The 26,011-nt window shown below is 48.7% G+C and carries 27 protein-coding genes; 26 read left to right on the forward strand and 1 reads right to left on the reverse strand.

Features of this window, described 5'->3' with window-relative positions; all coding sequences use genetic code 11:
• From BLQ32_RS20065 to BLQ32_RS17065, 19 genes are all read left to right on the forward strand, one after another.
• Nucleotides 1-271: group II intron maturase-specific domain-containing protein (locus BLQ32_RS20065; RefSeq protein WP_280513356.1), on the forward strand; the 271-nt coding region annotated here is incomplete at its 5' end.
• A 311-nt stretch (nucleotides 272-582) separates the two neighbouring features.
• Nucleotides 583-1,023, forward strand: a complete 441-nt coding sequence (gene aroQ, locus BLQ32_RS16980; RefSeq protein WP_053166968.1) for a type II 3-dehydroquinate dehydratase — start codon at nucleotides 583-585, stop codon at nucleotides 1,021-1,023.
• The gene (locus BLQ32_RS16985) at nucleotides 1,020-2,087 is read left to right on the forward strand and encodes a M24 family metallopeptidase (RefSeq protein WP_280513369.1); all 1,068 of its coding nucleotides are present in this window, start codon (nucleotides 1,020-1,022) and stop codon (nucleotides 2,085-2,087) included. Before aroQ ends, BLQ32_RS16985 begins: the two co-directional genes overlap by 4 nt.
• Before the next feature lie 17 nt (nucleotides 2,088-2,104).
• Nucleotides 2,105-2,665 carry an elongation factor P gene (gene efp, locus BLQ32_RS16990; RefSeq protein ID WP_036809277.1) on the forward strand — a complete coding sequence of 187 codons (561 nt, stop codon included), beginning with the start codon at nucleotides 2,105-2,107 and terminating at the stop codon, nucleotides 2,663-2,665.
• Nucleotides 2,666-2,808: 143 nt separating this feature from the next.
• Nucleotides 2,809-3,321: an acetyl-CoA carboxylase biotin carboxyl carrier protein gene (accB, locus tag BLQ32_RS16995; protein ID WP_053166970.1), complete on the forward strand. Its 513-nt coding sequence runs from the start codon at nucleotides 2,809-2,811 to the stop codon at nucleotides 3,319-3,321.
• Nucleotides 3,322-3,334: 13 nt separating this feature from the next.
• Nucleotides 3,335-4,684, forward strand: a complete 1,350-nt coding sequence (gene accC, locus BLQ32_RS17000) for an acetyl-CoA carboxylase biotin carboxylase subunit (RefSeq protein WP_036809272.1) — start codon at nucleotides 3,335-3,337, stop codon at nucleotides 4,682-4,684.
• A gap of 14 nt (nucleotides 4,685-4,698) precedes the next feature.
• A complete protein-coding gene (locus BLQ32_RS17005) occupies nucleotides 4,699-5,097 on the forward strand; it encodes an Asp23/Gls24 family envelope stress response protein (RefSeq protein WP_036809269.1) in 399 nt (132 codons plus the stop codon).
• A 238-nt stretch (nucleotides 5,098-5,335) separates the two neighbouring features.
• Nucleotides 5,336-5,725, forward strand: a complete 390-nt coding sequence (gene nusB / locus BLQ32_RS17010; RefSeq protein WP_053166972.1) for a transcription antitermination factor NusB — start codon at nucleotides 5,336-5,338, stop codon at nucleotides 5,723-5,725.
• A gap of 15 nt (nucleotides 5,726-5,740) precedes the next feature.
• Nucleotides 5,741-6,616 carry a bifunctional methylenetetrahydrofolate dehydrogenase/methenyltetrahydrofolate cyclohydrolase FolD gene (gene folD, locus BLQ32_RS17015; protein ID WP_074511387.1) on the forward strand — a complete coding sequence of 292 codons (876 nt, stop codon included), beginning with the start codon at nucleotides 5,741-5,743 and terminating at the stop codon, nucleotides 6,614-6,616.
• A 70-nt stretch (nucleotides 6,617-6,686) separates the two neighbouring features.
• Nucleotides 6,687-8,048: an exodeoxyribonuclease VII large subunit gene (gene xseA / locus BLQ32_RS17020; RefSeq protein WP_074511459.1), complete on the forward strand. Its 1,362-nt coding sequence runs from the start codon at nucleotides 6,687-6,689 to the stop codon at nucleotides 8,046-8,048.
• Nucleotides 8,041-8,277: an exodeoxyribonuclease VII small subunit gene (gene xseB, locus BLQ32_RS17025; protein WP_036809260.1), complete on the forward strand. Its 237-nt coding sequence runs from the start codon at nucleotides 8,041-8,043 to the stop codon at nucleotides 8,275-8,277. The genes xseA and xseB overlap by 8 nt, the downstream gene beginning before the upstream one ends.
• On the forward strand, nucleotides 8,274-9,152 hold the full coding sequence (locus tag BLQ32_RS17030; protein ID WP_074511389.1) for a polyprenyl synthetase family protein: 879 nt from the start codon (nucleotides 8,274-8,276) through the stop codon (nucleotides 9,150-9,152). Before xseB ends, BLQ32_RS17030 begins: the two co-directional genes overlap by 4 nt.
• A 91-nt stretch (nucleotides 9,153-9,243) precedes the next feature.
• The gene (gene dxs / locus BLQ32_RS17035; RefSeq protein ID WP_074511391.1) at nucleotides 9,244-11,148 is read left to right on the forward strand and encodes a 1-deoxy-D-xylulose-5-phosphate synthase; all 1,905 of its coding nucleotides are present in this window, start codon (nucleotides 9,244-9,246) and stop codon (nucleotides 11,146-11,148) included.
• On the forward strand, nucleotides 11,145-11,966 hold the full coding sequence (locus BLQ32_RS17040; protein ID WP_074511393.1) for a TlyA family RNA methyltransferase: 822 nt from the start codon (nucleotides 11,145-11,147) through the stop codon (nucleotides 11,964-11,966). The genes dxs and BLQ32_RS17040 overlap by 4 nt, the downstream gene beginning before the upstream one ends.
• A gap of 182 nt (nucleotides 11,967-12,148) precedes the next feature.
• The gene (ahrC, locus tag BLQ32_RS17045) at nucleotides 12,149-12,598 is read left to right on the forward strand and encodes a transcriptional regulator AhrC/ArgR (protein WP_036809248.1); all 450 of its coding nucleotides are present in this window, start codon (nucleotides 12,149-12,151) and stop codon (nucleotides 12,596-12,598) included.
• A gap of 16 nt (nucleotides 12,599-12,614) precedes the next feature.
• The gene (gene recN, locus BLQ32_RS17050) at nucleotides 12,615-14,312 is read left to right on the forward strand and encodes a DNA repair protein RecN (RefSeq protein WP_036809240.1); all 1,698 of its coding nucleotides are present in this window, start codon (nucleotides 12,615-12,617) and stop codon (nucleotides 14,310-14,312) included.
• A gap of 34 nt (nucleotides 14,313-14,346) precedes the next feature.
• On the forward strand, nucleotides 14,347-15,105 hold the full coding sequence (gene spo0A, locus BLQ32_RS17055; RefSeq protein WP_036809236.1) for a sporulation transcription factor Spo0A: 759 nt from the start codon (nucleotides 14,347-14,349) through the stop codon (nucleotides 15,103-15,105).
• Nucleotides 15,106-15,257: 152 nt separating this feature from the next.
• Nucleotides 15,258-15,725 (forward strand): plastocyanin/azurin family copper-binding protein, encoded by a 468-nt coding sequence (locus BLQ32_RS17060; RefSeq protein WP_074511395.1) that lies wholly within the window; start codon nucleotides 15,258-15,260, stop codon nucleotides 15,723-15,725.
• A gap of 103 nt (nucleotides 15,726-15,828) precedes the next feature.
• Nucleotides 15,829-16,563, forward strand: coding sequence for a glycerophosphodiester phosphodiesterase (locus BLQ32_RS17065; RefSeq protein WP_244890384.1), 735 nt, complete (start codon nucleotides 15,829-15,831; stop codon nucleotides 16,561-16,563).
• Between the two features lie 71 nt (nucleotides 16,564-16,634).
• Here BLQ32_RS17065 and BLQ32_RS17070 read toward each other — a convergent pair whose 3' ends face one another.
• A complete protein-coding gene (locus BLQ32_RS17070; RefSeq protein WP_036809233.1) occupies nucleotides 16,635-16,868 on the reverse strand; it encodes a DUF2627 domain-containing protein in 234 nt (77 codons plus the stop codon).
• Between the two features lie 125 nt (nucleotides 16,869-16,993).
• Here BLQ32_RS17070 and BLQ32_RS17075 point away from each other — a divergent pair, with 125 nt between their 5' ends.
• From BLQ32_RS17075 to BLQ32_RS17105, 7 genes are all read left to right on the forward strand, one after another.
• Nucleotides 16,994-19,039: a sigma-54 interaction domain-containing protein gene (locus tag BLQ32_RS17075; RefSeq protein ID WP_074511397.1), complete on the forward strand. Its 2,046-nt coding sequence runs from the start codon at nucleotides 16,994-16,996 to the stop codon at nucleotides 19,037-19,039.
• A gap of 133 nt (nucleotides 19,040-19,172) precedes the next feature.
• Nucleotides 19,173-20,081, forward strand: a complete 909-nt coding sequence (yqiS, locus tag BLQ32_RS17080; RefSeq protein WP_074511462.1) for a phosphate butyryltransferase — start codon at nucleotides 19,173-19,175, stop codon at nucleotides 20,079-20,081.
• 24 nt (nucleotides 20,082-20,105) lie between these two features.
• Entirely contained in the window at nucleotides 20,106-21,200 is a 1,095-nt protein-coding gene (locus BLQ32_RS17085) for a Leu/Phe/Val dehydrogenase (protein ID WP_036809228.1), read from the forward strand.
• Between the two features lie 236 nt (nucleotides 21,201-21,436).
• Complete coding sequence (buk, locus tag BLQ32_RS17090) at nucleotides 21,437-22,525, forward strand: butyrate kinase (RefSeq protein WP_074511399.1); 1,089 nt, start codon at nucleotides 21,437-21,439, stop codon at nucleotides 22,523-22,525.
• A gap of 21 nt (nucleotides 22,526-22,546) precedes the next feature.
• Nucleotides 22,547-23,974: a dihydrolipoyl dehydrogenase gene (gene lpdA / locus BLQ32_RS17095; RefSeq protein ID WP_074511401.1), complete on the forward strand. Its 1,428-nt coding sequence runs from the start codon at nucleotides 22,547-22,549 to the stop codon at nucleotides 23,972-23,974.
• A 13-nt stretch (nucleotides 23,975-23,987) separates the two neighbouring features.
• Complete coding sequence (locus tag BLQ32_RS17100; RefSeq protein WP_036809221.1) at nucleotides 23,988-24,989, forward strand: thiamine pyrophosphate-dependent dehydrogenase E1 component subunit alpha; 1,002 nt, start codon at nucleotides 23,988-23,990, stop codon at nucleotides 24,987-24,989.
• The gene (locus BLQ32_RS17105) at nucleotides 24,989-25,972 is read left to right on the forward strand and encodes an alpha-ketoacid dehydrogenase subunit beta (RefSeq protein ID WP_036809219.1); all 984 of its coding nucleotides are present in this window, start codon (nucleotides 24,989-24,991) and stop codon (nucleotides 25,970-25,972) included. Before BLQ32_RS17100 ends, BLQ32_RS17105 begins: the two co-directional genes overlap by 1 nt.
• Nucleotides 25,973-26,011 lie beyond the last annotated feature (39 nt).

The following is a 26,011-nucleotide window of genomic DNA, read 5'->3' on the forward strand; positions in this document are numbered from 1 at the left end:
GAGCGTATTCAAAGACCTCGAATCGTGGATTCGAAGAAGGCTCCGCATGTGCATATGGAAAGATTGGAAGAAGCCGAGTACGAAAGTGAGAAAACTCATCGGGTTGAGTATCCCGAAAGGGAAGGCTTATGAATGGGGCAACTCGCGAAAGAGCTACTGGCGAATTTCAAAAAGTCCCGTATTGCACAGAGCCCTCGGAAACTCCTACTGGAGTTCCCAAGGACTCAAAAGTCTGGTCGCACGTTATGAAACTTTGCGTCATCCATCTTAATTGAACCGCCGTATACCGAACGGTACGTACGGTGGTGTGAGAGGTCGGGAGTTAATCACTCCCTCCTACTCGATTGGGAAAAACTGAAAGGTGCTATATTTGTTCGATTTCAGCATCCGGCAACAGGTTCGACTCAAAATTTATTATGAAAAAGGCTATTCCCTTAATAAATGTACAAAGCTACATAAGGTAATTTTAAAAAAACAAAAAAGCGAAACAACGAACGCCAACAGCCATTAATGAAATATTTGCTCTCTTAATTTAAGCGGTATGGTAAAATAATGAAGACTTCAAAGGGAAGGAGTGGGGAAATGAAAGTTTTGTGTTTGAATGGGCCGAACTTGAATCGCCTCGGGAAACGCGAGAAAGAAGCATACGGCACCTTTACGCTCGATGAGCTCGAAGCAGACTTGATGGAATTCGCGGAGGAAAACGGCATCAACCTGATGTGTATGCAGTCGAACCATGAAGGTGAACTGATCGACTGGATCCACTTGGCAGCTGACGACGGCACGGAAGGAATTGTTTTGAATGCCGGCGCCTACACCCATACCAGCGTCGCGATACGCGATGCCATTGCCGCCGTTCATATTCCCGTGGTTGAAGTACATATCTCAAATGTCTACAAACGCGAAGAATTCCGCCAGCATTCGTATATCGCTCCAGTGGCGGCCGGGCAGATTACCGGCTTCGGCCAGGACGTTTACAAGCTGGCGTTGCACGCACTGCTATTAAAACAAGCGAGAGGATGACTCCATTGAAATTACAAAAATTGCGCAAGGAAATGGAACAGCAGCAAATCGAGGCTTTGTTGATTACAAGCCAGTACAATCTTCGTTACATAACTGAATTTACCGGTACGGCTGGACTCGCTCTTGTCACGCCACATAAAGCGTATTTCATCACCGATTTCCGCTACACGGAACAAGCTGGAGAACAAGTCAAAGAATTCGACGTCGTGCAGGCCAAAACGAATTTATTGGAAGAAGCAGCAGAACTGGTGAAAAACCTTGCCGTGAAATCCCTGGCTTTTGAAAAAGATTACGTGACCTATGCAGCCTTTTTGGATTATGAGGCCAAAATCGAAGCGGAATTACAACCGGTCAGCGGCTTGATTGAGAAAATCCGGATGATCAAAACTCCCGAAGAAGTCAGCATCTTGAAGGCGGCAGCGAAAATTGCAGATGACGCGTTTGAACATATCTGCAAATTTATCAAAGTCGGCCAGACCGAACTGGAAATTTCGAACGAACTTGAATTTTTCATGAGAAAACAAGGCGCCACCTCTTCTTCATTCGATACGATTGTTGCTTCCGGACTCCGGTCGGCTTTGCCGCACGGCGTAGCCACGGAAAAAAGGATTGAAAGCGGCGATTTTATTACGCTGGACTACGGGGCTCTGTACAACGGCTACATTTCGGACATTACGCGTACCGTGGCGGTTGGAGAACCTTCCGACAAATTGAAGGAAATTTATCAAGTGGTCCTGGATGCGCAAGTTTTGGGTGTCGAAAAAATCGGTCCGGGCATGACGGGCATCGAAGCAGATGCCATTGCGCGCGACTACATCAAGTCTAAAGGCTACGGAGAAGCATTCGGCCATTCAACGGGGCACGGCATCGGACTTGAAGTGCATGAAGCACCTGGGTTATCATTTAAATCGCAGACAGTTCTTGAACCGGGGATGGCTGTGACAGTGGAGCCGGGAATATATCTTCCGGGAATTGGCGGAGTTCGCATTGAAGATGATATACTGATAACTGAGTCAGGAAATGAACGATTAACTCACTCCACGAAAGAGCTACGCATTTTATAACAAACGGAGGAACTTACATGATTTCAGTAAACGATTTTAAAACAGGTGTAACAATTGAAGTGGATGGCGACATCTGGCGCGTAATGGAATTCCAGCACGTGAAGCCAGGAAAAGGCGCAGCTTTTGTCCGCACGAAATTGCGCAATTTGCGTTCAGGGAACGTCAACGAAAAAACATTCCGTGCCGGTGAAAAAGTGGCGAAAGCCCAAATTGATAACCGCAAAATGCAATATTTATACGCAAATGGGGATACTCATGCGTTCATGGATACCGAAACATACGACCAGATCGAATTGCCTGAGAAAAGCATTGAGTATGAATTGAAATTCCTTCAGGAAAACATGGAAGTCCAAGTCATTCAATTCCAAGGTGAAGTACTCGGCGTAGAACTTCCGAATTCAGTTGTGCTGGAAGTTGCAGAAACGGACCCAGGCATCAAGGGCGATACGGCAAGCGGCGGCTCAAAACCAGCTACTCTGTCGACTGGCCTTATTGTACAAGTTCCTTTCTTCATCAATGTTGGCGACAAGCTGATCATCAACACAACAGATTCTTCTTACGTATCACGCGCGCAGTAAGTTCGTGCACTGAAGTTGGTTAAAAAAGTGGCCTCTTCAAAAGAGGCCACTTTTCCAATTGCCAAATGGCTATTTCATTTTTTCAGAAAAAAGTCTAAAATTAAATAGTTGCATAAACCATACATAAAGGGGAGTAGAACAAATTGAAAATCCAAGAAATCAGAGAAATTATTAAACTGGTGGATAATTCATCAATTGATGAGTTCACTTACGAATCCGAAGGTACAAAAGTGAAGCTGAAGAAGAACAGCGGCGAAACCAATGCAGCACCACAAGCGCCGGCAGCACCAGCCCAATCGGCACCTGCAGCAGCGCCAGCAACGCCAGCACCAGCTTCAACACCAGCTCCAGCTGCAAAACCGGAAGAACTGATTTCAGAGGAGACTCCTGAAATTCCAGCAGTGCAAGATGAAAATCTACATAAGATCTTATCGCCGATGGTCGGCACATTTTATCAGTCACCCTCACCGGAAGAGGCGGCATATGTTCAGCCAGGATCGAAAGTTTCGGCTGACCAAGTGGTCTGCATCGTAGAAGCGATGAAGTTGTTCAACGAAATCGAAGCGGAAGTGGATGGGGAAATTGCTGAAATTCTTGTAAAAGATGGCCAGCTAGTTGAATACGGTCAGCCTCTCTTCCTCGTAAAAGCTAACTGAGGAGGAGAAAGCTATGAAAAAAGTGTTAATTGCAAACCGCGGTGAAATCGCTGTTCGGATTATCCGTGCCTGTAAGGAAATGGATATTGAAACGGTAGCGGTATACTCTGAAGCGGACAAAGAAGCGCTTCACGTAGAATTGGCGGATGAAGCATATTGCATCGGACCCAAACTATCGAAAGACAGCTATTTGAATTTCTCTAACATTATTTCCGTAGCGAAATTGACGAACTGTGACGGCATTCATCCGGGCTATGGTTTTTTGGCTGAAAACGCCAGCTTTGCAGAGCTTTGTGAAGAATGCGACATCATGTTTATCGGGCCAACTTCTGCTGCCATTTCCAAAATGGGAACAAAAGACGTGGCACGGGAAACGATGCGCCTTGCAGGCGTACCGGTTGTGCCCGGCTCTACCGGCATCGTCGGCAGTGAGAAAGAAGGCCTTGAAATTGCTGAAGAAATTGGTTTCCCGGTCATCATCAAAGCTACAGCCGGCGGCGGAGGAAAAGGCATCCGCGTAGCGCGTGACCGCGATGACTTTATCACAGGACTTCGGATGACACAGAAAGAAGCTGCGGCTGCTTTCGGCAATCCCGGCGTCTATATTGAAAAGTTCATTGAAGATTTCCGCCATATCGAAATCCAGGTGCTGGCTGACTCGCACGGCAATGCCGTCCATTTAGGCGAGCGTGATTGCTCGATTCAGCGCCGGATGCAAAAACTGGTAGAAGAAGCGCCGTCTCCGGCCTTATCACCGGAACTCCGTGCGGAAATGGGCGAAGCGGCTGTAAAAGCGGCTTTGGCTGTTGATTACCGCGGCGCCGGAACGGTCGAATTCATTTTCGACGCGGTCAACCAGAAATTCTACTTCATGGAAATGAACACACGCATCCAGGTGGAACACCCGGTAACGGAAATGATTACGGGAATCGATTTGATTCAGCAGCAGTTGAAAGTGGCTTCAGGCGAAACTTTGGCGTTCCAGCAGGAAGACATCACATTCAAAGGCTGGTCGATTGAATGCCGCATCAATGCGGAAAACCCGGCGAAAAACTTTATGCCATCTGCAGGGAAAGTAACGATGTACTTGCCGCCAGGCGGTCTTGGTGTACGCGTGGACTCCGCGATGTACCCAGGCTACAGCATTCCGCCATATTATGATTCAATGGTAGCGAAGCTGATCACTTTTGCAGATACACGTGAAGAAGCGGTTGCCAAAATGAAACGCGCGCTCGATGAATTCGTCGTTGAAGGCGTTCATACAACCATTCCGTTCCACTTAAAACTGATGGATCATGAAGTGTTTAAGTCAGGGGACTTCAATACGAAATTCCTTGAAAAGTACGACGTTCTAGGATCCTAAGGGAGGAACTCAACATGGCAGAAAAAACAGCCCCTTATTTGCAAATGAAAGCAAGCGGCAAACAGCATTTAGGAAATATCGAAGTGGCGCCGGAAGTGCTTGAAATCATCGCCAGCATAGCAGCGACAGATATCGAAGGCGTCGCCAGCATGCAAGGCAACTTTGCTTCCGGTGTTGCCGAACGCCTTGGCAAAAAAATTCACGGCAAAGGCGTCAAGACCGATCTGACAGAAGAAGGATTGATGATTGACATCTATTGTGTCGTGAAGTACGGCGTTTCGATTCCGCAAACCGCTTTGAAGCTGCAGGAACAAGTAAGGCAGACCCTGGAAAATATGACGTCTCTTCAAACGCAGGAAGTCAACGTCCATATAACCGGTGTCCAATTCGAAACCCAGCAGACCGAAGAGTAAAGCGCGCTTTACTCGGTTTGGGCTAAACGAAAAAAGCACGCGCTGTCCATCAAGTCTGTTTACAGGCTTGGCGGACAGTGCTTTCTTTTTGGCAAATTCCGTTTTGGGGATTGCCGATTAAAAATCATGCTAATATTGCGCCTGCCCTTAATTATCGAAACATTTCAAACATGGAAGTTCGGGTGCATTACCTGTATAATGGGGGATAATTAGTGTGAAAAGGAGACCGGATATTATTATGAAACGACATGAAGCACGTGAAAAGGCGCTCCAGACTTTATTTCAAGTGGATGGAACGGAATTGACAATTGCAGAAGCAACCGAGCACGTAATGGGGCTTGAACGCGATAATTTTTATGATTTGCTTGTTCAAGGGACGCATACCAATATTGAGGCAATCGACGAAAAACTGAAAGGCCACCTCGAGCACTGGACACTTGAACGCCTGCCAAAAGTGGAACGGACCATCCTGCGCATGGCTGTTTTTGAATTGGCGTATATGGAAGATGCACCGGCAAGCGTCATTATGAACGAAGCGATCGAACTCAGCAAAACATTCGGAGATGACAAATCAAGCCGCTTTGTCAACGGGGTATTATCGAAATTCACAGACGAACTAGCAAATTGAATTGGAGGAACTACAGTGACTGCGACAACAATAGACGGTAGAGCAGTAAGCCAAAAAATCAAAGAGCAAGTAAAAACGCGTGTGGAACGATTGAAAGAACAAGGAGTTATTCCCGGTCTGGCAGTAGTGCTGGTCGGCGAAGACTCCGCTTCCCATACATATGTCAAAAACAAGAAGAAAACATGTGAAGCCCTCGGCATGCGTTCGGATTTGCATCAATTTCCGGATACCTTGACGGAAGCGGAACTGCTTTCGACCATTGAAGAACTGAATAACGATCCGAAGATCCACGGAATCCTGGTGCAGCTGCCGCTGCCTGCGCAAATTGATGAATTTAAAGTGATTCTGGCCATCGATCCGGCAAAAGACGTAGACGGCTTCCATCCGATTTCAGTCGGCAATATGATGATCGGCAAAGAAGCTTTCTTGCCTTGTACGCCTCATGGCATCATGAAACTGCTCGAGCATTACGATATCAACCCTGCCGGAAAACATACCGTAGTCATCGGCCGCAGCAATATCGTCGGCAAACCGGTCGGGCAATTGATGCTGCAGAAAGATGCGACAGTTACGTACTGCCATTCGAAAACCACTGATTTGGCTTCTTTTACAAGACAGGCGGATATTCTGGTCTCTGCAATCGGCCGTGCCAAATTGATTGACCAAAGCTTTATCAAGCCAGGTGCAGTCGTGATTGATGTGGGCATGAACCGGGACGAAAACGGCAAGTTGTGCGGCGACGTCGATTTTGCGGATGTGTCCCAGACGGCTTCATTCCTTACGCCGGTTCCAGGCGGCGTTGGCCCGATGACCATTGCGATGCTGATGGAAAACACGGTCCAATCCGCTGAAAATGGGCTTCAGAAAGACAAAAGCGCCGAAACGATGTAAAATGAATAAAAAAGAAGCTGTTTTTCGAAAGAAAGACAGCTTTTTAATTTCTAAGATTGGGGTTGAAATTTTGTCGAGCGACCCGTATTTATCCGTCAAGGCGTTAACCAAATACATAAAAAAGAAATTTGATGCCGATCCCCATTTGCGTGACGTTTACGTCAAAGGGGAATTATCAAACGTAAAAATCCATACGAGCGGGCATATTTATTTTACATTGAAAGACAATTCGTCCCGGCTGCCGGCTGTCATGTTTGCAGCCAATGCCCGGACGGTGAAGTTCAAACCGGAAAGTGGAATGACCGTGCTGATCCGCGGCGATGTCACCGTCTACGAAGCTTCCGGCCAATACCAACTGTATGCCCAAACGATGCAGGCAGACGGCATCGGGGATTACTATCTGGCTTTTGAACAGCTGAAAGAAAAGCTGGCGAAAGAAGGACTGTTTAATGCTGTACATAAAAAGCCTTTCCCGCGTTTCCCGGAAAAAATTGCTGTTGTCACAGCGCCTACCGGGGCAGCGGTGCGCGATATTTGCATTACGCTTAACCGCCGGTATCCGCTGGCGAAAATTGTGATTTACCCGACTTTGGTGCAAGGAGCGCAGGCCATCCAGTCGATTGTCCAATCGATCCAGGCAGCCAATAAATCGGATTACGACGTTATGATTGTCGGGCGGGGCGGCGGTTCGATTGAAGACTTGTGGGCATTTAACGATGAAGCCGTAGCGCGTGCGATTTTCCAGTCGCGCATTCCAATCATTTCCGCAGTTGGCCATGAAACCGATACCACGATTGCCGATTTCGTCGCGGACCTTCGGGCGGCGACCCCGACAGCGGCGGCTGAACTGGCGGTGCCGAGCAAAGCCGAATTGCTCGAACGGCTATTGAGCTACCGCACCGGCATGTACCGGATGGCTTCCAATACCATTACAAAAGAAAAAACGGCGCTGAACCGGCTGACTTCGTCGATGCCGTTTGCTTATCCAGACCGTTTGTACCGGCCGTTCATCGAGCGGGTTGAACGGGCTACAGACTCCCTGCAGCGTGAAGTTGTCCAAACTTACAGGCGCTCAAGAGAGCAGCATGCCTATTTGGATAGGCAATTGGCAGGCAGAAGCCCGGAAAATTTGATCAAGCAATCCGCAGGCGAACTGGACCATCTGCAAAGAAGGCTGGACAGCCTGATCGGCCAATCTTTGCGAAACCGCACCCAGCAGCTGTCTTCAGCTATGCGGACACTTGATGCCTTAAGTCCGTTGAAAATTATGGACCGCGGCTATTCGATTTCATACAAAGGCGGCCAAGTCGTCAAAAGTGTCACCCAGGTTGAAGAAGGCGAAAGTCTGACCATTTCAATGAAAGACGGAAATTTGGCAGCGACTGTGACAGGACGCATTTTAACAAGCAAAGGAGACAATAAAGATGGCTGAAAAAGAAATCATGTTTAACCAGGCGATGGAACAACTGGAAGAAATCGTGCGTCAATTGGAGCAAGGCGATGTGCCGCTCGAAGAAGCGCTGACTTTATACCAAAAAGGAATGGAACTTTCGAAAGTCTGCCACGACAAGCTGCAAAATGCGGAAAAACAGCTCGTGACCATGATGAAAGACGGCAAAGAAGTGTCAGTGGACATAGAAACGGAAGGTAATGCGAAATGAACTTAACCCAATTCCAGGCTCATTATGAGCCGCTGATCCAAAAAGAACTGGCGGAATTGATTGACGCATTGTCCATTCCGGCTTCCTTAAAAGAGTCCATGCACTACTCCTTGCAGGCGGGCGGAAAAAGAATCCGGCCTATTCTGCTGTTGGCTGTCCTCCATGAACTGGGCGGCGAACATCCGGAAGCATTGAAAGTGGCTGCGGCGATCGAGATGATCCATACGTATTCGCTGATCCACGACGATCTGCCAAGCATGGACAATGACGATTTGCGGCGCGGCATGCCGACCAACCATAAAGTGTTCGGCGAAGCCGTGGCCATTCTGGCGGGCGATGCTTTGATCACTTACAGCTTTGGCGTAGTGGCAAGGCTGCAGCATGTCTCAAGCGACGACAAAGTTCGCCTCATTGATTTGATGAGCGTTTCTGCGGGTGCTGAAGGAATGGTCGGCGGGCAAGTGCTCGACATCGAAGGCGAAGAAAAGAAATTGACGCTCGCGGAACTTGAACAAGTGCACCGCTTAAAAACCGGGGCATTGCTGACTTACAGCATCCTCGCAGGAGCCATTCTTGGAAAAGCCACTCCGGAAGAAATGCTGGCACTCAGCCGGTTCGGTGAACATTTGGGCCTCGCATTCCAGATCCAGGACGATATTTTGGACGTCACAGGCACGTCCCAGGAATTGGGCAAAACTGCCGGAAAAGACGAATCGAGCGAGAAAAGCACGTATCCGAGCCTCTTGACTTTGCCAAAAGCAAAAGAAAAACTGGATTATCATGCTGCCGAAGCATTGCAGGCCATTCAGGCGCTGGGCGGGGGAAAAGGGCTTTTGGAAGAACTGACTGCGTTAATCGTGAAAAGAAAAAACTGAATTTCGGCCCCCGAATTTGTACATTGGGCTGAGATTGATATAATGGAAACAGGCTATTTAATGGAAAAAATTTAAAAAGGTGTGTGATGGAATGGATCTGCATACGATTACTAGTCCATCTTTCTTAAAAGAGCTGGACAATAAACAGCTCGTTCGTTTAAGTGAAGATATACGGCGATTTTTAATAGAAAACCTATCCCGGACAGGCGGCCACATTGGGCCGAACCTGGGAGTTGTGGAACTGACAATTGCGCTGCACAAAGTATTCAACAGCCCCGACGACAAGTTTATCTGGGACGTAGGGCATCAGTCTTATGTGCATAAAATTTTGACGGGCAGAGCGAGCCAGTTTGATACGCTTCGCCAATTTAAAGGCTTGTGCGGCTTCCCGAAACGCAACGAAAGCGACCACGATGTCTGGGAAACCGGCCATAGTTCGACTTCTTTGTCAGCAGCAATGGGAATGGCAGCGGCGCGCGACATCAAAAAAGCGAAAAACCACGTGATTCCGATCATCGGAGACGGAGCGCTTACAGGCGGCATGGCATTTGAAGCCCTTAACCATATTGGCCATGAAAAAACCGATATGATTGTCATCTTGAATGACAACGAAATGTCCATCGCGCCAAACGTCGGGGCGATGCACAGCATGCTCGGCAGAATGCGCACAGCAGGCAAATACAATAAAGTCAAAGACGATTTGGAATATTTGGTAAAGAAAATTCCAGCAGTCGGCGGAAAACTGGCCTCTACGGCAGAACGTCTGAAAGACAGCTTGAAATACCTTGTCGTGTCCGGCATGTTTTTTGAAGAGCTTGGCTTTACCTACCTTGGCCCGATTGATGGACACGATTTGGAAGAATTGGAAGAAAACCTGCGGTACGCCAAGAAAACCGGCGGCCCGGTCCTGCTTCACGTCATCACGAAAAAAGGGAAAGGCTTTTTGCCTGCAGAAACGGATACAGTCGGCACTTGGCACGGAACTGGCCCATACAAAATGGAGACCGGCGATTTGGTGAAATCTTCATCAACTGCCCCTTCATGGAGTGGACTTGTGGCGGAAACGGTCCGAAAACTGGCACGGACAGATGAACGCATTGTGGCGATTACGCCTGCAATGCCGGTCGGCTCTAAACTAGTCGGCTTCGCCTCTGAATTCCCTGACCGTTTTTATGATGTCGGCATTGCAGAACAGCATGCTGCGACAATGGCAGCAGGACTTGCCACCCAGGACATGAAACCGTTTTTGGCGATTTACTCGACGTTCCTGCAGCGCGCTTATGATCAGGTAGTCCACGACATTTGCCGCCAGAACTTGAATGTTTTTATCGGCATTGACCGGGCAGGGCTTGTTGGAGCAGACGGCGAAACGCATCAAGGCGTCTTTGACGTAGCGTTTTTGCGCAACTTGCCAAACATGGTCATTATGATGCCAAAAGATGAAAACGAAGGCCAGCACATGGTGAAAACGGCAATTGACTACAACGGCGGTCCGATTGCACTGCGCTATCCACGTGGAAACGGCCTAGGCGTTCCGATGGATGCAGAACTGAAAGCTTTGCCGATCGGTTCATGGGAAGTGCTGGAAAAAGGAACGGATGCGGTCATTTTAACTTTCGGAACCACCATTCCAATGGCGCTTCATGCGGCTGAGCAATTGCGCGAAGAAGGCATACAGGCTGAAGTGGTTAATGCCCGCTTTATCAAGCCGATGGACATCAGCATGCTTCACCAGATTTTTGAACGCAATGTCCCGATTGTGACAATCGAAGAAGCTGTGCTGCAAGGCGGATTCGGCAGTGCGGTATTGGAATTTGCTGAAGAAAACCAATACCGAGGAGCGGTTATTGACCGCTTGGGCATTCCGGATCAGTTTATCGAACACGGCGATGTGGCTGAACTGATGGATGAAATCCATTTGAACAGCGATGAAGTAGTGCGTATGGTGAAAAAGCGTGTGAAGCCGGAAACAAAGGCGGAAACGACGGCGCTATGAACAAACCGAAAAAAGAACGGGTAGATGTGCTGCTGGTGGAGCGCGGAATTTGCGAAACACGCGAAAAAGCAAAACGGGCAATCATGGCAGGCATTATCTATTCCAATGAAGTGCGGATGGATCGGCCCGGTGAAAAAATCGCCGAAGATACACCGCTTCAGATGAAAGGCAACGACTTGAAATACGTCAGCCGCGGAGGCTTGAAACTGGAGAAGGCATTAGCAGAGTTCGACTTGTCGGTCGAAGGCAAGCTGATGCTCGACATCGGTTCTTCCACCGGCGGATTTACGGACTGTGCACTGCAAAACGGCGCGAAGCATTGCTACGCGCTGGATGTCGGCTACAATCAATTGGCTTGGAAAATTCGGCAGGATGAACGCGTTACCGTTATGGAACGCACCAACTTCCGGCATTCCAAACCGGAAGATTTTGCTGAAGGGCTGCCGGAATTTGCAACGATTGACGTCAGTTTCATTTCGCTGCGCATCATTCTGCCGGTCCTCAAGACCATTTTGGTGCCGGGCGGCGATGTTATTGCCTTGGTAAAACCCCAATTTGAAGCAGGGCGTGAATCTGTCGGCAAAAAAGGCATCGTCCGCGATCCGAAAATCCATAAAGAAGTGCTGGCAAAAGTGGCGGGCTTCGCCATTGATGCAGGCTTCCATTTGAAAAACATGTCTTTTTCGCCGATTACCGGCGGAGAAGGCAATATCGAATTTCTGTTCCATCTGCAGTCCGCCGCTGAAGGCCAGGAGATTGCGCCTCTTTCGGAAGGGCAAGTGGCAGAAACCGTAAAAATGGCACATGAAAAACTTTAAACACATTCCAGCGGGATGTGTTTTCTTTTTGGCTTGCTGGCCCTAAAAAGAGGCTGCCGGGGAAGGCCGCTTTGCCGTTTGGGTTTTCCCATGCCCATTCAGTTCCTTGCTTGTTTTTCAGAAGGATTAAAGGTACGATATTAGACATATAGAATAATTATTCATTCTGGGAGGACAATAAAGTGAACAAAGGCCAACGCCATATAAAAATTCGCGATTTGATTTCCAATCGTGAAATTGAAACGCAGGACGAACTCGTGGATTTATTGAAGTCCGCTGGGTATGAAGTAACGCAAGCAACGGTCTCGCGTGATATAAAAGAATTGCATCTGGTGAAAGTGCCGCTGCAGGATGGGCGCTATAAATACAGTTTGCCTGCAGACCAGCGTTTTAACCCGATGCAGAAACTGCACCGTGCTTTGACGGATGCCTTCGTCAGCATTGACGGAGCGAGCCACTTTTTGATCATGAAAACATTGCCGGGCAATGCACATGCCATCGGCTCGCTGATCGACCATTTGGACTGGGAAGAAATCCTTGGGACGATCTGCGGAGACGATACGTGCCTGATTATATGCCGCGACACCGAACAACGGGAAGTGCTGAAGCAACGCTTGATCGAAATGCTATAAAAAGAGGTGGATGGGTATGCTGCGGGAACTGGATATACGCAATTTCGCCATTATCGATGCACTGACCGTCAGCTTTACGGATGGATTGACCGTGTTGACCGGGGAAACCGGCGCCGGCAAATCCATCATCATTGATGCGGTGCATTTATTGGCAGGGGGGCGCGGGAGCCAAGAGTTTATACGGCACGGCGCTAAAAAAGCAGAAATTGAAGGTCTTTTTTCTCTGGACGATGAAAAACATCCTGTGTTCCGTAAACTGGATGAATTTGGAATAAACTCGAGCGACGGCGATATTTTGCTGCGCCGCGAGCTCAACGATAAAGGAAAAAATGTGTGCCGCATCAACGGGAAACTGGTGACCATTTCGATTCTCCGCGAAGTGGGTGCGGCGTTGATCGATATACACGGCCAGCATGAAACGCAGGAATTGATGGACGAGAAACAGCATGTCTATTTGCTGGACCAGTTTGCCGGCAAGTCGATTGCCAAAGCGAAAGAAAGCTATTTGAATACGTACGACAAATACTTGAAGCTGAAGCGGGAATTTGCCTCGTACAATGAAAACGAACAGCAGATTGCACAAAAAATCGATTTGCTGACGTTTCAGCTGCGCGAAATCGAAGCCGCTGAATTGGTTGCAGGTGAAGAGGAAGAGCTGCAGCAGGAACGCAAAAGACTTCAGAATTTCAACAAAATCTACGAATCGGTATCTGCTGCCCACGAAGCGATCCAAGGCGAATCCAAAGGCCTGGATTGGGTCGGTTCCGCCATGTCCGAACTCGAACACGCCGCTTCGGTCGACGAAGCCTTCAGCAGCCAGTCGGAAACCTTATCAAGTGCTTTTTATCAGCTTCAGGATGTCTCCACTGAAATCAAACGTGTAATTGACGACATGGAGTTTGATCCGGAACGCCTCAATGAAATTGAACAGCGCCTGACGCTGCTTCAATCGTTGAAACGGAAATACGGGGCTTCTGTAGAGGATATGCTCTTGTACTATGAAACGCAGGTGGATGAACTCGACCGCCTCATCAACCGGGACCAGCGGTTGCAGCTGGACCAGGAGAAGCTGAAAGAACTTACGGAAGATCTGCGGGTTGAAGCGGAAGAATTGACGATCCTTAGAAAAAAAGCGTCCAAACAGCTGGGCAATGCCATTATGGAACAACTGCAGGCCTTGCATATGGGCAAAGCGTCGTTTGAAGTGAATTTCAGTTCGCTGCCGAGTGGCCGCTTTGACCGCAATGGCCGCGATGTAATCGCTTTTTATATTTCAACCAACCTGGGAGAGCCGTTAAAGCCATTGACCAAAGTGGCTTCCGGCGGAGAATTGTCGAGGATGATGCTCGCATTAAAAACGATCTTTTCGAAACACCAGGGCATTACGTCGATCATTTTCGATGAAGTGGATACGGGAGTCAGCGGCCGGGTGGCACAGGCCATTGCCGAGAAAATCGCTGCAATTTCCGTCCATTCGCAAGTGCTGTGCATTTCGCATCTGCCGCAAGTAGCAGCGATGGCGGACCAGCATTTGTTCATCGAAAAGAAAGTGGAAAAACAGCGCACGGTCACTGCCGTCCACGAATTGGATGGCCAGGAACGCACGGAAGAAATGAGCCGCATGCTGTCCGGCGCAGAAATTACGGAATTGACATTGCAACATGCCGAAGAATTGTTGACGTTGGCGCGCGACAGAAAACTGACGATGAGGTAATTTGCAAGAAGCAGTCATCAGGGGGAGAAAGTTGATGGACAAGATCAAAATTGCAATCGCAGACGATAATCGCGAATTGGTGAAGCTGATGAGTGATTATTTAAGCAGCCAATCGAATATGGAAGTTGTCGCTGTCGCGTATAACGGAAAAACTTGCATAGAGATGCTGAAACAGCACGAAGTGGATGTGTTGGTGCTTGATATCATCATGCCTTATTTGGACGGCATTGCCGTGTTGGATGCCATCAAAGAAGACGGCGGGTTGCGGGACATTGATGTCATCATGCTGTCTGCATTTGGCCAGGAATCCATCATGAGCCAGGCGGCTGAATACGGTGCGTCGTACTTTATCATGAAACCGTTTGAGACAGAACGGCTGGCCGTTCAAATCAGCCACATTATGCATAAGCGCGAAAATGTGGACAACCCCAAAAATGAAGCAGCTGCGAAGGATGAAGCCATCACCCATATAATTAAAGAAATCGGAGTTCCTCCCCACATCAATGGCTATCTTTTCTTAAAAGAAGCGGTTTCATTGGTGCTGGAAAATCCGGATATTTTAAATCGGGTCACAAAAGAGCTTTATCCGGGAATCGCGAAACATTTCGACTCGACGCCCCAGCGCGTGGAACGTTCCATTCGCCATGCCATCGAAGTGGTGTGGAGCCGAAAAGAAACGCAGCACATCTCCAAGCTGTTCGGATACAGCGAAGAACATTTGGAATCAAAACCGACCAATTCCCAGTTCATTGCAATGGTTGCCGATAGCATCCGGATGGATTCTACCTTATAATTAAGGGTAAAGAATCCTTGCAATGCAACTGGCTATTCAAGCATTTAGCTAGGAAGACCCTCTGCAGAAGTTGCATGCAATCATTCTCTTGATGTAAATTGCCCGGTTGTTTCTTTGGACGTTATAAGAAAAACAAGAAGGGAAGGATTTGCATGAACAGAAGATGGAGTGCGCTTATTGTCGGGGGTGTTTTGGTGTTGGGGGCTTGTGGCCAGGAAGATGCGCAGCCGGCAGAAGAGGAAACCGATGTAGCGGACCATGAAATGGACAAAGGCGATCATAATGCAGATGACGCTGCCAAAGAGGATGAACCCGAATCTTCTTCGGTGGACTCTGCCGATGCGCCTGAAGCAGCAAGCGGCACGGCTTCCCCGCTGATTGCACAAGGGGAAACCACAAGTTTTGTTTTTAACGAAGCGGGGAAATTTCCGCTTCACTGTGATCCGCATCCGACCATGAAAATGACCGTGATTGTGGAAGAAGGGGCATCCATGAGCGGCGAAGCGGCTGTGGAAATGGCGGACCTTGCTTTTAGCGAATCGGAATTGATCGTTGCTCCTGGCACTGTGGTGACGTGGACCAATCAGGATGAGGTTGAACACAACGTCGCTTTTGACTGACAAATTGAGAGGTAGGCCGGGGCGATTGAACCTGGCCTATTTTCTTTTTAGCATCAACGGGAAGTTCAATTATTTGGCATTAAACCTAACTAACAGAAAGTAGATGATCGAGTTGTCCGAAGTAAACGTGTATGCCCATCGCGGAGCTTCCAAACATGCGCTGGAAAATACGTGGGATGCGTTTCAGAAAGCTTGCGAGCTTGAAGTTGGCATTGAACTGGACGTGCAGATTACCAAAGACGGCGTAGTGGTCGTGTTCCACGATGACAATTTAAAGCGGCTTGCCGGCGAAAAACGCAAAATCGAAGAAATTGATTATCAATGCTTAAAAGAAATAAAGATCGGCAAACGATGGAAGCGTCGTTTTTCGGATCTGGAAATTCCGCTTGCTTATGAAGTGTTCCAATGGGCAAAGGAAAAGAACATTCCGTTGAATGTGGAAATGAAAAATTCATTTGCCGCCCATCCGAACGGGCCGAAAATATTGGCAGCGATGCTCGATGGGCTTGACGATTTCCATATCTCTTCGTTTAGCCCGCAGCTCCTGAAGGAAATGAAGCAGTTAATGCCGACAAAAGAAATGGCGTTGATCTTGAAGAAGAGCGTGCCTTTGGAAACCCTTCGGCGTATGGATTGGGTAGACAGCATCCACCTCCACAGAAAACTGTACTCGTTGTCTTTTCTGGAAGCCCTCCATGAAATGAAAAAAACCATCCGGGTTTACGGCCTCATCGGCTCCGAAGCTGCGATGAAAAGAATCGCCCCGGAGCTGAAAGGGATCATTACGGATCATCCGGAACGGATCACAAAAAAATTGCGTCTTACCTATGACAGGTAGACGCAATTTTTTTGTGATCGTTTATTGTGTTGGATTTCAGGCGGTATCTGGCGATATTCCAATAACAGCTGTTACTTCTGGAATCTCTTGGCGACGGTCCCTTTTTTGCGGTCCCGGTTCAACAGGAAACCTGCGAAAAATCCGATGCCGAGCACCACGAAAATTGTTCCTAATGTAAATTGCATCCACAAGGCAGGGTAAGGTTCCAATAGTTTATTAAATAAGGTATCGCGCATCAGTTTTATGCCGTATGCAGCCATAATACCAGGAATCAGCAAAATGATAAATGCGATTAAACGTCCCATGTTTCCACTCCTTCTCTTCTATTGTTTCTAATTCCGTTTTAGTTGTCAAGAAACACATCCTCAGGTACGCTAAAGACAGATACTGCAAAGATTTGCACAGAAAAATCGGAAAGGTATGAAGACCATTGCAAAACGTATTGATTATAGGTGGAGGCGCTGGGGGATCAGCCATTCTGCAGATGCTTTTGGAATCAGACTATATGCGGGTGTGCGGCATAGCAGACATCAATCTGGCGGCGCCGGCCGTGCAAAAAGCCAAACAATGGGGCATTCCCGTTTCAACCGATTACCGGGATTTTTATAAAGACGATGTGCATATGGTGGTCAATGTAACAGGGAGCGATGAAGTGCAGCAGGAATTGCCGCTTCATTTTCCAAAGTCCACCGTTATTATTCCGGGTGGGATTGCCAATGTATTGGTGCGCTTGATTACCGAGAAAGAACATTTTATTTCGCTATTGAGCGAGGAAAGCCATAAGCAAAACATCATCTTCAACTCGATTGAAGAAGGCATGGTCGGCATTGACCGGAACGGCCATATCAATTTCTTGAACAAAAGCGCTTCCCGCATGCTCGAAGTCAAAGCGGAGCTTGCCATCGGGCGGCCGATCCATGAATTCATCACGGCCAGCGAACTGCCGCACACCTATGAAAGCGGCCGTACGGAATTGAACCGGGAGCTGGTTTTGCCAAACGGCGCTAAAATTGTTTCCTCCCGTTTTCCGATGGTCGATGAACACGGGGAAACGATTGGTGCGTTTGCTGTCTTTAAAGATATTTCAGAAGTGGTGTCGCTGGCAGAACAGATTACGGATTTGAAAGAAGTCCAGACGATGCTGCAAGCCATCATCCAATCGAGCGATGATGCCATATCGGTCGTCGATGAAAACGGCAACGGCTTGCTGGTGAATCCGGCCTATACCCGCATCACCGGCCTTCAAATGGAAGAAGTCATCGGCCAGCCGGCGTCTGCGGATATATCCGAAGGAGAAAGCATGCACTTAAAAGCGCTCCAGACGCGAAAGCCTTACCGGGGCGTCAATTTAAAGGTCGGCCCGGCAAACCGCGAAGTGATCGTCAATGTCGCCCCGATTATTGTAGATGACAAACTGAAAGGCAGTGTCGGGGTCATCCACGATACAACCGAAATCCGCTCGCTGATGAAAGAATTGGACCGGGCACGAAGCATTATCCGGACGCTCGAATCGAAGTATACGTTCGACGACATCATCGGATTGAGCCCGGAAATGCAATTGAGCCTCCAGCAGGCCAAACTGGCTGCGCAGACGCTTGTAACGGTGTTATTGCGCGGCGAATCCGGGACGGGCAAAGAATTGTTCGCCCATGCCATCCACAGTGCGAGCGAGCGGAAATACAATAAATTCGTCCGGGTGAATTGTGCCGCATTGACAGAGGAATTATTGGACAGCGAATTGTTCGGCTATGAAGAAGGCGCGCTGCCCGGCATCAAAAGCGGCGAAAAAAGAGGCTTGTTCGAAGAAGCCAATAACGGCAGTATTTTCCTAGATGAAATCGGGGAATTGTCGCCGGCGATCCAAAGCAAGTTGCTGCGTGTACTGCAGGAACACGAAACGCTCCGCATCGGCAGCACGACGCCGATTCCGGTAAATGTCCGGGTTATTGCTTCCACCAATGCCAATATGGAAAAAGCTTTGCTGGAAGGCACTTTCCGCGAAGATTTGTATTACCGGCTAAACCGCATGCCGATTTTGATTCCGCCGCTGCGGAAACGGAAGCAGGACATTCCGAGAATCGCGGACCGGCTTTTGCTCAAGTTGAATCAGGAGTATGGCCGCAACGTGGAGACGGTCACGGACAAAGCGCTGCAATTGCTGCGCCTCTATGATTGGCCAGGCAATGTGAGGGAACTCGAAAACGTCTTGAGCCGGGCAATGATTTTCATGCAGATGAACGACAAGGTCTTGACTGAAGAGCATATTCCCTTAAACATGATCAAGGCCCCGGAAGCGAAGCACGAAGTGACCTTCGAGTCATCGGTGCCGCTGCAGGAGCAGCTGGACACGATTGAGAGAGGCATTCTTCAACATGCCTTAAAGCAGTTTAAAGGCAACAAATCCAAAACCGCCAAGCAACTCGAAATTTCCTTGCGGACCCTCTATTACAAATTAGAAAAATACGGACTTTCCTAAGGTCTTTGCAAATTCTTGCAGGGTTTTGCAAGAATTTGCAAGGTTTTTTAGTTAATAATGGCAATAAAGCGCTTACAACTCTTATATTCCATGCTTTTTTCTGTTTTAATTAAAAAGGAATGAGGTGTTGAAAGTGGTTACATTAACTCAATTAATGGATGAAATTTCTGCAGAAGCAGAACATACCGTGGCAGTCGCAGCAGCTGCAGACTATGAAGTGCTCAAAGCCGTCAGTGTGGCAGTGGAACGTAAATTTGCGAATTTCCGGCTGTATGACGACGAAGCCAAATTGAAGAAAATGATCCATGCCGACTTTCCTCATCTGATTGATCATCCGAAAATTAAAGTCCATCATGCTGCAGGGGCTGACCAGGCAGCTGAACAAGCGGTTAAATCGGTGTACATAAACGATTCAAACGTGCTGATGAAAGGCCAGATCCCAACCGCCATCCTGATGAAGGCCGTGTTAAATCGGGATTTCGGCTTGAGGACAGGAAACATCCTGTCCCATGTGGCTGCTTTTGAAATTCCCGGGTTTGACCGCTTACTGTTCCTCACCGATGCCGGAATGAATATCAATCCGGATCTGCAACGAAAAGCTCAAATCATACAAAATGCCGTTCAGGTTGCACAATCCGTCGGCGTCACCAAGCCGATTGTAGCGCCGCTTGCTGCGATAGAAGTCATCAATCCGGCAATGCCCGCTACACTTGATGCAGCGGCACTGGCCGCAATGAACAGGCGTGGCCAAATTACCGATTGCATTGTCGACGGGCCGCTCGCCCTCGACAATGCCATTTCGATCAATGCGGCAAAACATAAAGGGATTTCCGGCGACACAGCCGGAAATGCAGATATCCTGCTTGTCCCGAATATCGAGTCCGGCAACATCCTATACAAATCATTGGTGTATTTTTCAAAAGCGAAAGTCGGCGGGCTGATTGCGGGGGCCAAAGCGCCGATCGTCTTAACTTCACGCGCCGACAGTGCTGAAAGCAAACTGTATTCGCTGGCACTGGCACTTCGCTCGTCCAACATTTAACGAACATACTAGGAGGAACTAACAATGGCTATTTTTGACAAAATGGAACAACACGATTATGAGCAATTGGTTTTCTGCCAAGACAAAACTTCAGGACTTAAAGCAATTATCTGCATCCACGATACAACTCTTGGGCCGGCACTAGGCGGCACGCGCATGTGGAACTATGCAACAGAAGAAGAAGCGATTGAAGATGCGATCCGTTTAGGGCGCGGCATGACTTACAAAAATGCAGCAGCCGGTTTAAACCTTGGCGGCGGCAAAACCGTAATCATCGGAGATCCGTTGAAAGACAAAAACGAAGAGATGTTCCGCGCTTTCGGCCGCTTTGTCCAAGGCTTGAACGGCCGTTACATCACTGCTGAAGACGTAGGCACAACAGTTGCTGACATGGACTTGATCCGTGAAGAAACTGATTTTGTCACAGGCGTTTCGCCGGCATTCGGCTCTTCAGGAAATCCATCTCCGGTAACAGCTTACGGCGTCTACAAAGGAATGAAAGCTGGAGCTTTGGAAGCATTCGGCGACGATTCGCTTGAAGGCAAAACAGTAACGGTTCAAGGCGTCGGGAACGTAGCTTACACACTTTGCAAACACCTTCACGAAGAAGGCGCAAAATTAATCGTATCAGACATTAACGAAGAAGCTGTTCAGCGTGCAGTAAATGATTTCGGTGCTGTAGCCGTAGCGCCAAATGATATCTACTCACAAGAAGCTGATATTTTTGCACCATGTGCAATGGGCGCCATCATCAACGACGAAACGATTCCTCAACTAAAAGTGAAATTGGTGGCCGGTTCTGCCAACAACCAGTTGAAAGAAGAACGCCACGGCGACGAATTGGAAGCACGCGGCATCGTCTACACACCTGACTTCGTTATCAACTCAGGCGGCGTAATCAACGTTGCTGACGAATTATACGGATACAACGAAGAACGTGCGCTGAAACGCGTCGGCACAATCTACGACAGCATTTCAAAAATCTTTGAAATCTCTAAACGCGACGGAATCCCAAGCTACAAAGCAGCAGACCGTTTGGCTGAAGAACGCATCGAACGCGTAGCCAAATCAAGAAGCTCATTCCTGCGCAACGAACACAACATCATCAGCAGAAGATAGTCTAGAAAAGCGGAAGCGCCTGGTCAGCTCTGAAAGGCATAAGACAGACCAGCGAAGTGGCGCTTTTTGCCACACAGTTGGGCTGGCTTATGACCCGAAGAGCTAGGCGCTGCAGCTAGACAAGAAAAGCGGAAGCGCCTCAAAACGAGGCCTTCCAGCTCTACATAAAGAAAAGCAGAAAGAGCCGGGAAACTGGCTTTTTCCGCTGAAAATGGAAAAAGAACGGAGGGTTCGCTGTGCAAGAACAGCTGCATCGTATTTTGGTCATTAACCCGGGTTCCACATCGACTAAGATCGGCGTTTTTGACAACGAAATCCTGATCATGGAACGGACGATTCACCATTCGGCTGAGTCTTTAGCAGAATTTCCGACAATCCCTGATCAATACCGTTTTCGGACCCAAACCATCCTGGAAACACTGGATGAAGAAGGGATGAACGTCTCCAAACTTTCTGCCGTGTGCGGGAGAGGCGGATTGCTGCATCCCATCGAAGGCGGAACGTACAAAGTCAACAAAACCATGCTTAAGGATTTGCGAAAAGGGATACTGGGCCAGCACGCCTCCAATCTTGGCGGCATCATCGCCTACGAAATTGCGGAAGGATTGAACATCCCTTCGTTCATTGTAGATCCTGTGGTAGTTGATGAGCTTGACCCGATCGCCCGGATATCGGGTCTGCCGCTGATTGAACGGAAATCAATTTTCCATGCGCTGAACCATAAAGCGGTAGCCCGGCGGTATGCCAAAGAAAAAGGGCAAGCGTACGAAGACGTGCGGCTGATTGTAGCCCACATGGGCGGCGGCATCACGGTCGGCGTGCACCTGAACGGGCGTGTCGTAGAAGTGAACAATGGACTTCATGGAGACGGCCCATTCAGCCCCGAACGTGCCGGCACAGTCCCGGCAGGCGATTTGGTGGAGCTCTGCTATTCTGGCAAGTACAGCCGGCAGGAAATCATGAAAATGCTCATCCGCCAAGGCGGCCTTGCCGGTTACCTCGGCACCACCGACACAGTGAAAGTGGAAAAGCGCGTTCAAAAAGGCGATGCAATAGCCCAAAGCATCTATGAAGCGATGGCGTACCAAGTAGCGCGGGAAATCGGATCGGCCAGTACCGTTTTAGGCGGCAAGGTAGACGCTATTATCTTGACGGGGCGTTTGGCTTACGGCAAAGAGTTTACTGCCTCGATTTCCGAACGCATCAATTGGATTGCGGATGTCCTGGTCATGCCAGGCGAAAACGAGCTTCAGGCTTTGGTAGAAGGAGCCGTTCGGGTCTTAAATAAAGAAGAAAAAGCAAAAACATATACAGCAAGAAAATGATTAAAAGGAGGTTGTCTTTAAATGGCACAAAATTATGATGTAGTCATCCTTGGCGGCGGAACCGGCGGTTATGTAGCAGCAATCCGTTCTGCCCAGCTCGGCTTAAAAACGGCAATCGTCGAAAAAGGCAAACTTGGCGGCACATGCCTCCATAAAGGATGCATTCCAAGCAAAGCGTTGCTGCGCAGTGCAGAAGTCTATTCGACAACGAAAAACCATGCGGCGGATTTCGGTGTAAACACCGGAGAAGTTTCACTCGATTTCTCTCGTGTGCAACAGCGGAAGCAAGGAATTGTGGACCAATTGCACGCAGGCGTCCAAGGCTTGATGAAAAAAGGAAAAATCGATGTTTACGAAGGAATCGGCCGCATTTTGGGGCCTTCCATCTTTTCGCCGAATGCCGGTACGGTTTCCGTAGAGATGGCCAACGGCGAAGAAAACGAAATGCTGATTCCGCATAACGTTATCATTGCGACCGGCTCACGCCCTCGCACATTGCCTGGCTTGACGATTGATGGCAAATTTGTCATGAGTTCTGACGAGGCGCTTCAAATGGAAGAACTTCCGAAGTCGATCTTGATTGTCGGCGGCGGCGTCATTGGCATCGAATGGGCTTCCATGCTCAATGATTTTGGCGTTGATGTAACGGTCATCGAATACGCAGACCGCATCATTCCAACAGAAGACAAAGACATTTCCAAAGAAATGCAGAAATTATTGACGAAAAAAGGCATCAAATTTGCGACGAGCGCCAAAGTTTTGGCGGACACTCTCCAAACCGGCGACAATGGCGTAACCATTCAAGCTGAGTTGAAAGCCGGCACCGAAACTTTCAGTGCCGAAAAAATGCTGGTATCGGTCGGACGCCAGGCGAATGTTGAAAACATCGGCTTAGAGAACACCGACATTATCGTCGAAAAAGGGTTTATTCAAGTAAAAGATACATTCCAGACGAAAGAATCCCATATTTATGCCATCGGCGATGTCATCGGCGGACTGCAATTGGCGCACGTTGCTTCGCATGAAGGGATTACGGCAGTCGAACACATTAAAGGCAATAAACCGCATGCCATCAATTACGATTTGGTTTCGCGCTGCATCTATTCAAATCCGGAAGCCTCAAGCGTCGGCATTACAGAGCAGCAGGCAAAAGATAAAGGCTTTGATGTCAAAGTAGGCAAATTCTCATTCAAAGCGATCGGCAAAGCGCTTGTGTACGGAGAGTCTGACGGTTTTGTCAAAATCATCGCAGACAAAGAAACAAACGATATTCTTGGGGTCCATATGATAGGGCCGCATGTGACGGATATGATTTCAGAAGCGGGCCTTGCCATGGTTCTGGATGCGACGCCTTGGGAAATCGCCGATACGATCCATCCGCACCCGACGCTTTCCGAAGTGATGGGCGAAGCGGCGCTGGCAGTAGACGGCAAAGCGATTCATAGTTAAAGGAGGAATTTCAATGGTTGCAAAACACGAAGAAGTTGGCTTGACCAGCGAAGATTTGCTGAAAATTTACGAGACGATGCTGACGGCGCGCCGCGTCGATGAGCGCATGTGGCTCCTCAACCGCGCAGGAAAAATCCCGTTTGTCATTTCTTGCCAAGGGCAGGAAGCAGCACAAGTGGGAGCTGCTTATGCACTGGACAACACGAAAGATTATGTCGCTCCTTATTACCGCGATCTTGGCGTAGTCCTTCATTTCGGCATGACGCCAAAAGATCTGATGCTGTCGGCTTTTGCCAAAGCGGAAGATCCAAACTCCGGCGGCCGCCAGATGCCAGGGCATTTCGGCCAGAAGAAAAACCGCATTTTGACGGGTTCTTCACCGGTCACGACCCAGCTGCCTCACGCAGTCGGTGTGGCCCTTGCAGGAAAAATGAAGAAGCAGGATTTCATTACGTTCAACACATTGGGTGAAGGTTCATCCAACCAAGGCGATTTCCATGAAGGCTTGAACTTTGCAGGCGTACATAAATTGCCTGTCATCACAATGGTTGAAAACAACAAATACGCAATTTCCGTTCCATTTGACCGCCAAGTGGCGAGCAAAAACGTTTCGGACCGGGCTATCGGATACGGTATGCCGGGTGTGACGATTGATGGGAATGATCCAATCGAAGTTTATAAACACGTAAAAGAAGCAGCTGACCGCGCACGCCGCGGCGAAGGGCCAAGCCTGATTGAGACGGTTTCCGAACGGATGACCGCCCACTCATCGGACGATGACCACCGCCAGTACCGTTCGGCTGATGAATTGGCAGCGCAAAAAGAAAAAGACCCGATCTTGACTTTCGGCGCATACTTGAAAGAACACAACATCATGGACGATCAGCTTGAAAAAGAAATCAACGACCGCATCATGGCAATTGTCAATGAAGCGACCGACTATGCGGAAAACGCTGCGTACGCTGAACCGGAACATGCCTTAAAATACGTCTACGCTGAAGGAGGAAACGAATAATGGCAGTTATGAACTATATTGACGCCATCACGCTTGCCATGAAAGAAGAAATGGAACGTGACGAAAACGTTTTTGTTCTTGGAGAAGACGTGGGTAAAAAAGGCGGCGTATTTAAAGCAACACAAGGGTTATACGACCAATTCGGAGAAGACCGCGTAGTGGATACGCCGCTTGCGGAATCTGCAATTGCAGGCGTCGGCATCGGGGCAGCCATGTACGGTTTGCGTCCAATTGCAGAGTTCCAGTTTGCGGACTTTATCATGCCGGCAGTCAACCAGATCATTTCGGAAGCTTCACGCATCCGTTACCGTTCAAACAACGACTGGTCTTGCCCGATCGTTTTCCGTGCACCATTCGGCGGCGGCGTCCACGGTGCGTTATACCATTCCCAATCAGTGGAAGCGGTATTCGCCAACCAGCCGGGGCTTAAAATCGTCATTCCATCCACACCTTATGACGCAAAAGGGCTGTTAAAAGCGGCTATCCGCGACGAAGATCCGGTCATGTTTTTTGAACACAAACGCGCTTACCGCCTGATTAAAGGCGAAGTGCCGGAAGAAGATTACACCATCGAAATCGGCAAAGCGGACGTCAAACGCGAAGGCGACGACATCACGGTCATCACGTACGGACTGGCTGTGCATTTCGCGCTTCAAGCGGCAGAACGCCTTGCTGAAGACGGCATTTCAGCGCACGTTTTGGATCTTCGTACAATTTATCCATTGGATAAAGAAGCGATTATCGAAGCTGCCAAGAAAACCGGCAAAGTTCTTTTGGTGACAGAAGACAACAAAGAAGGAAGCATCATCGGTGAAGTGGCAGCAATCATCGCTGAAAACTGCCTGTTCGACTTGGATGCCCCGATCCGCCGTTTGGCAGGACCGGACGTTCCGGCAATGGCTTATGCTCCGACGATGGAGAAATACTTCATGATCAACCCGGATAAAGTAGAAAAAGCAATGCGGGAACTAGCGGAGTTTTAAAACAAGAAAAGCGGAAAGAGCCGTTCAGCTTCGAAAGGC

Origin of the sequence: Planococcus glaciei, assembly GCF_900099655.1 — a bacterium.
Taxonomy (GTDB): Bacteria; Bacillota; Bacilli; order Bacillales_A; family Planococcaceae; genus Planococcus; species Planococcus glaciei.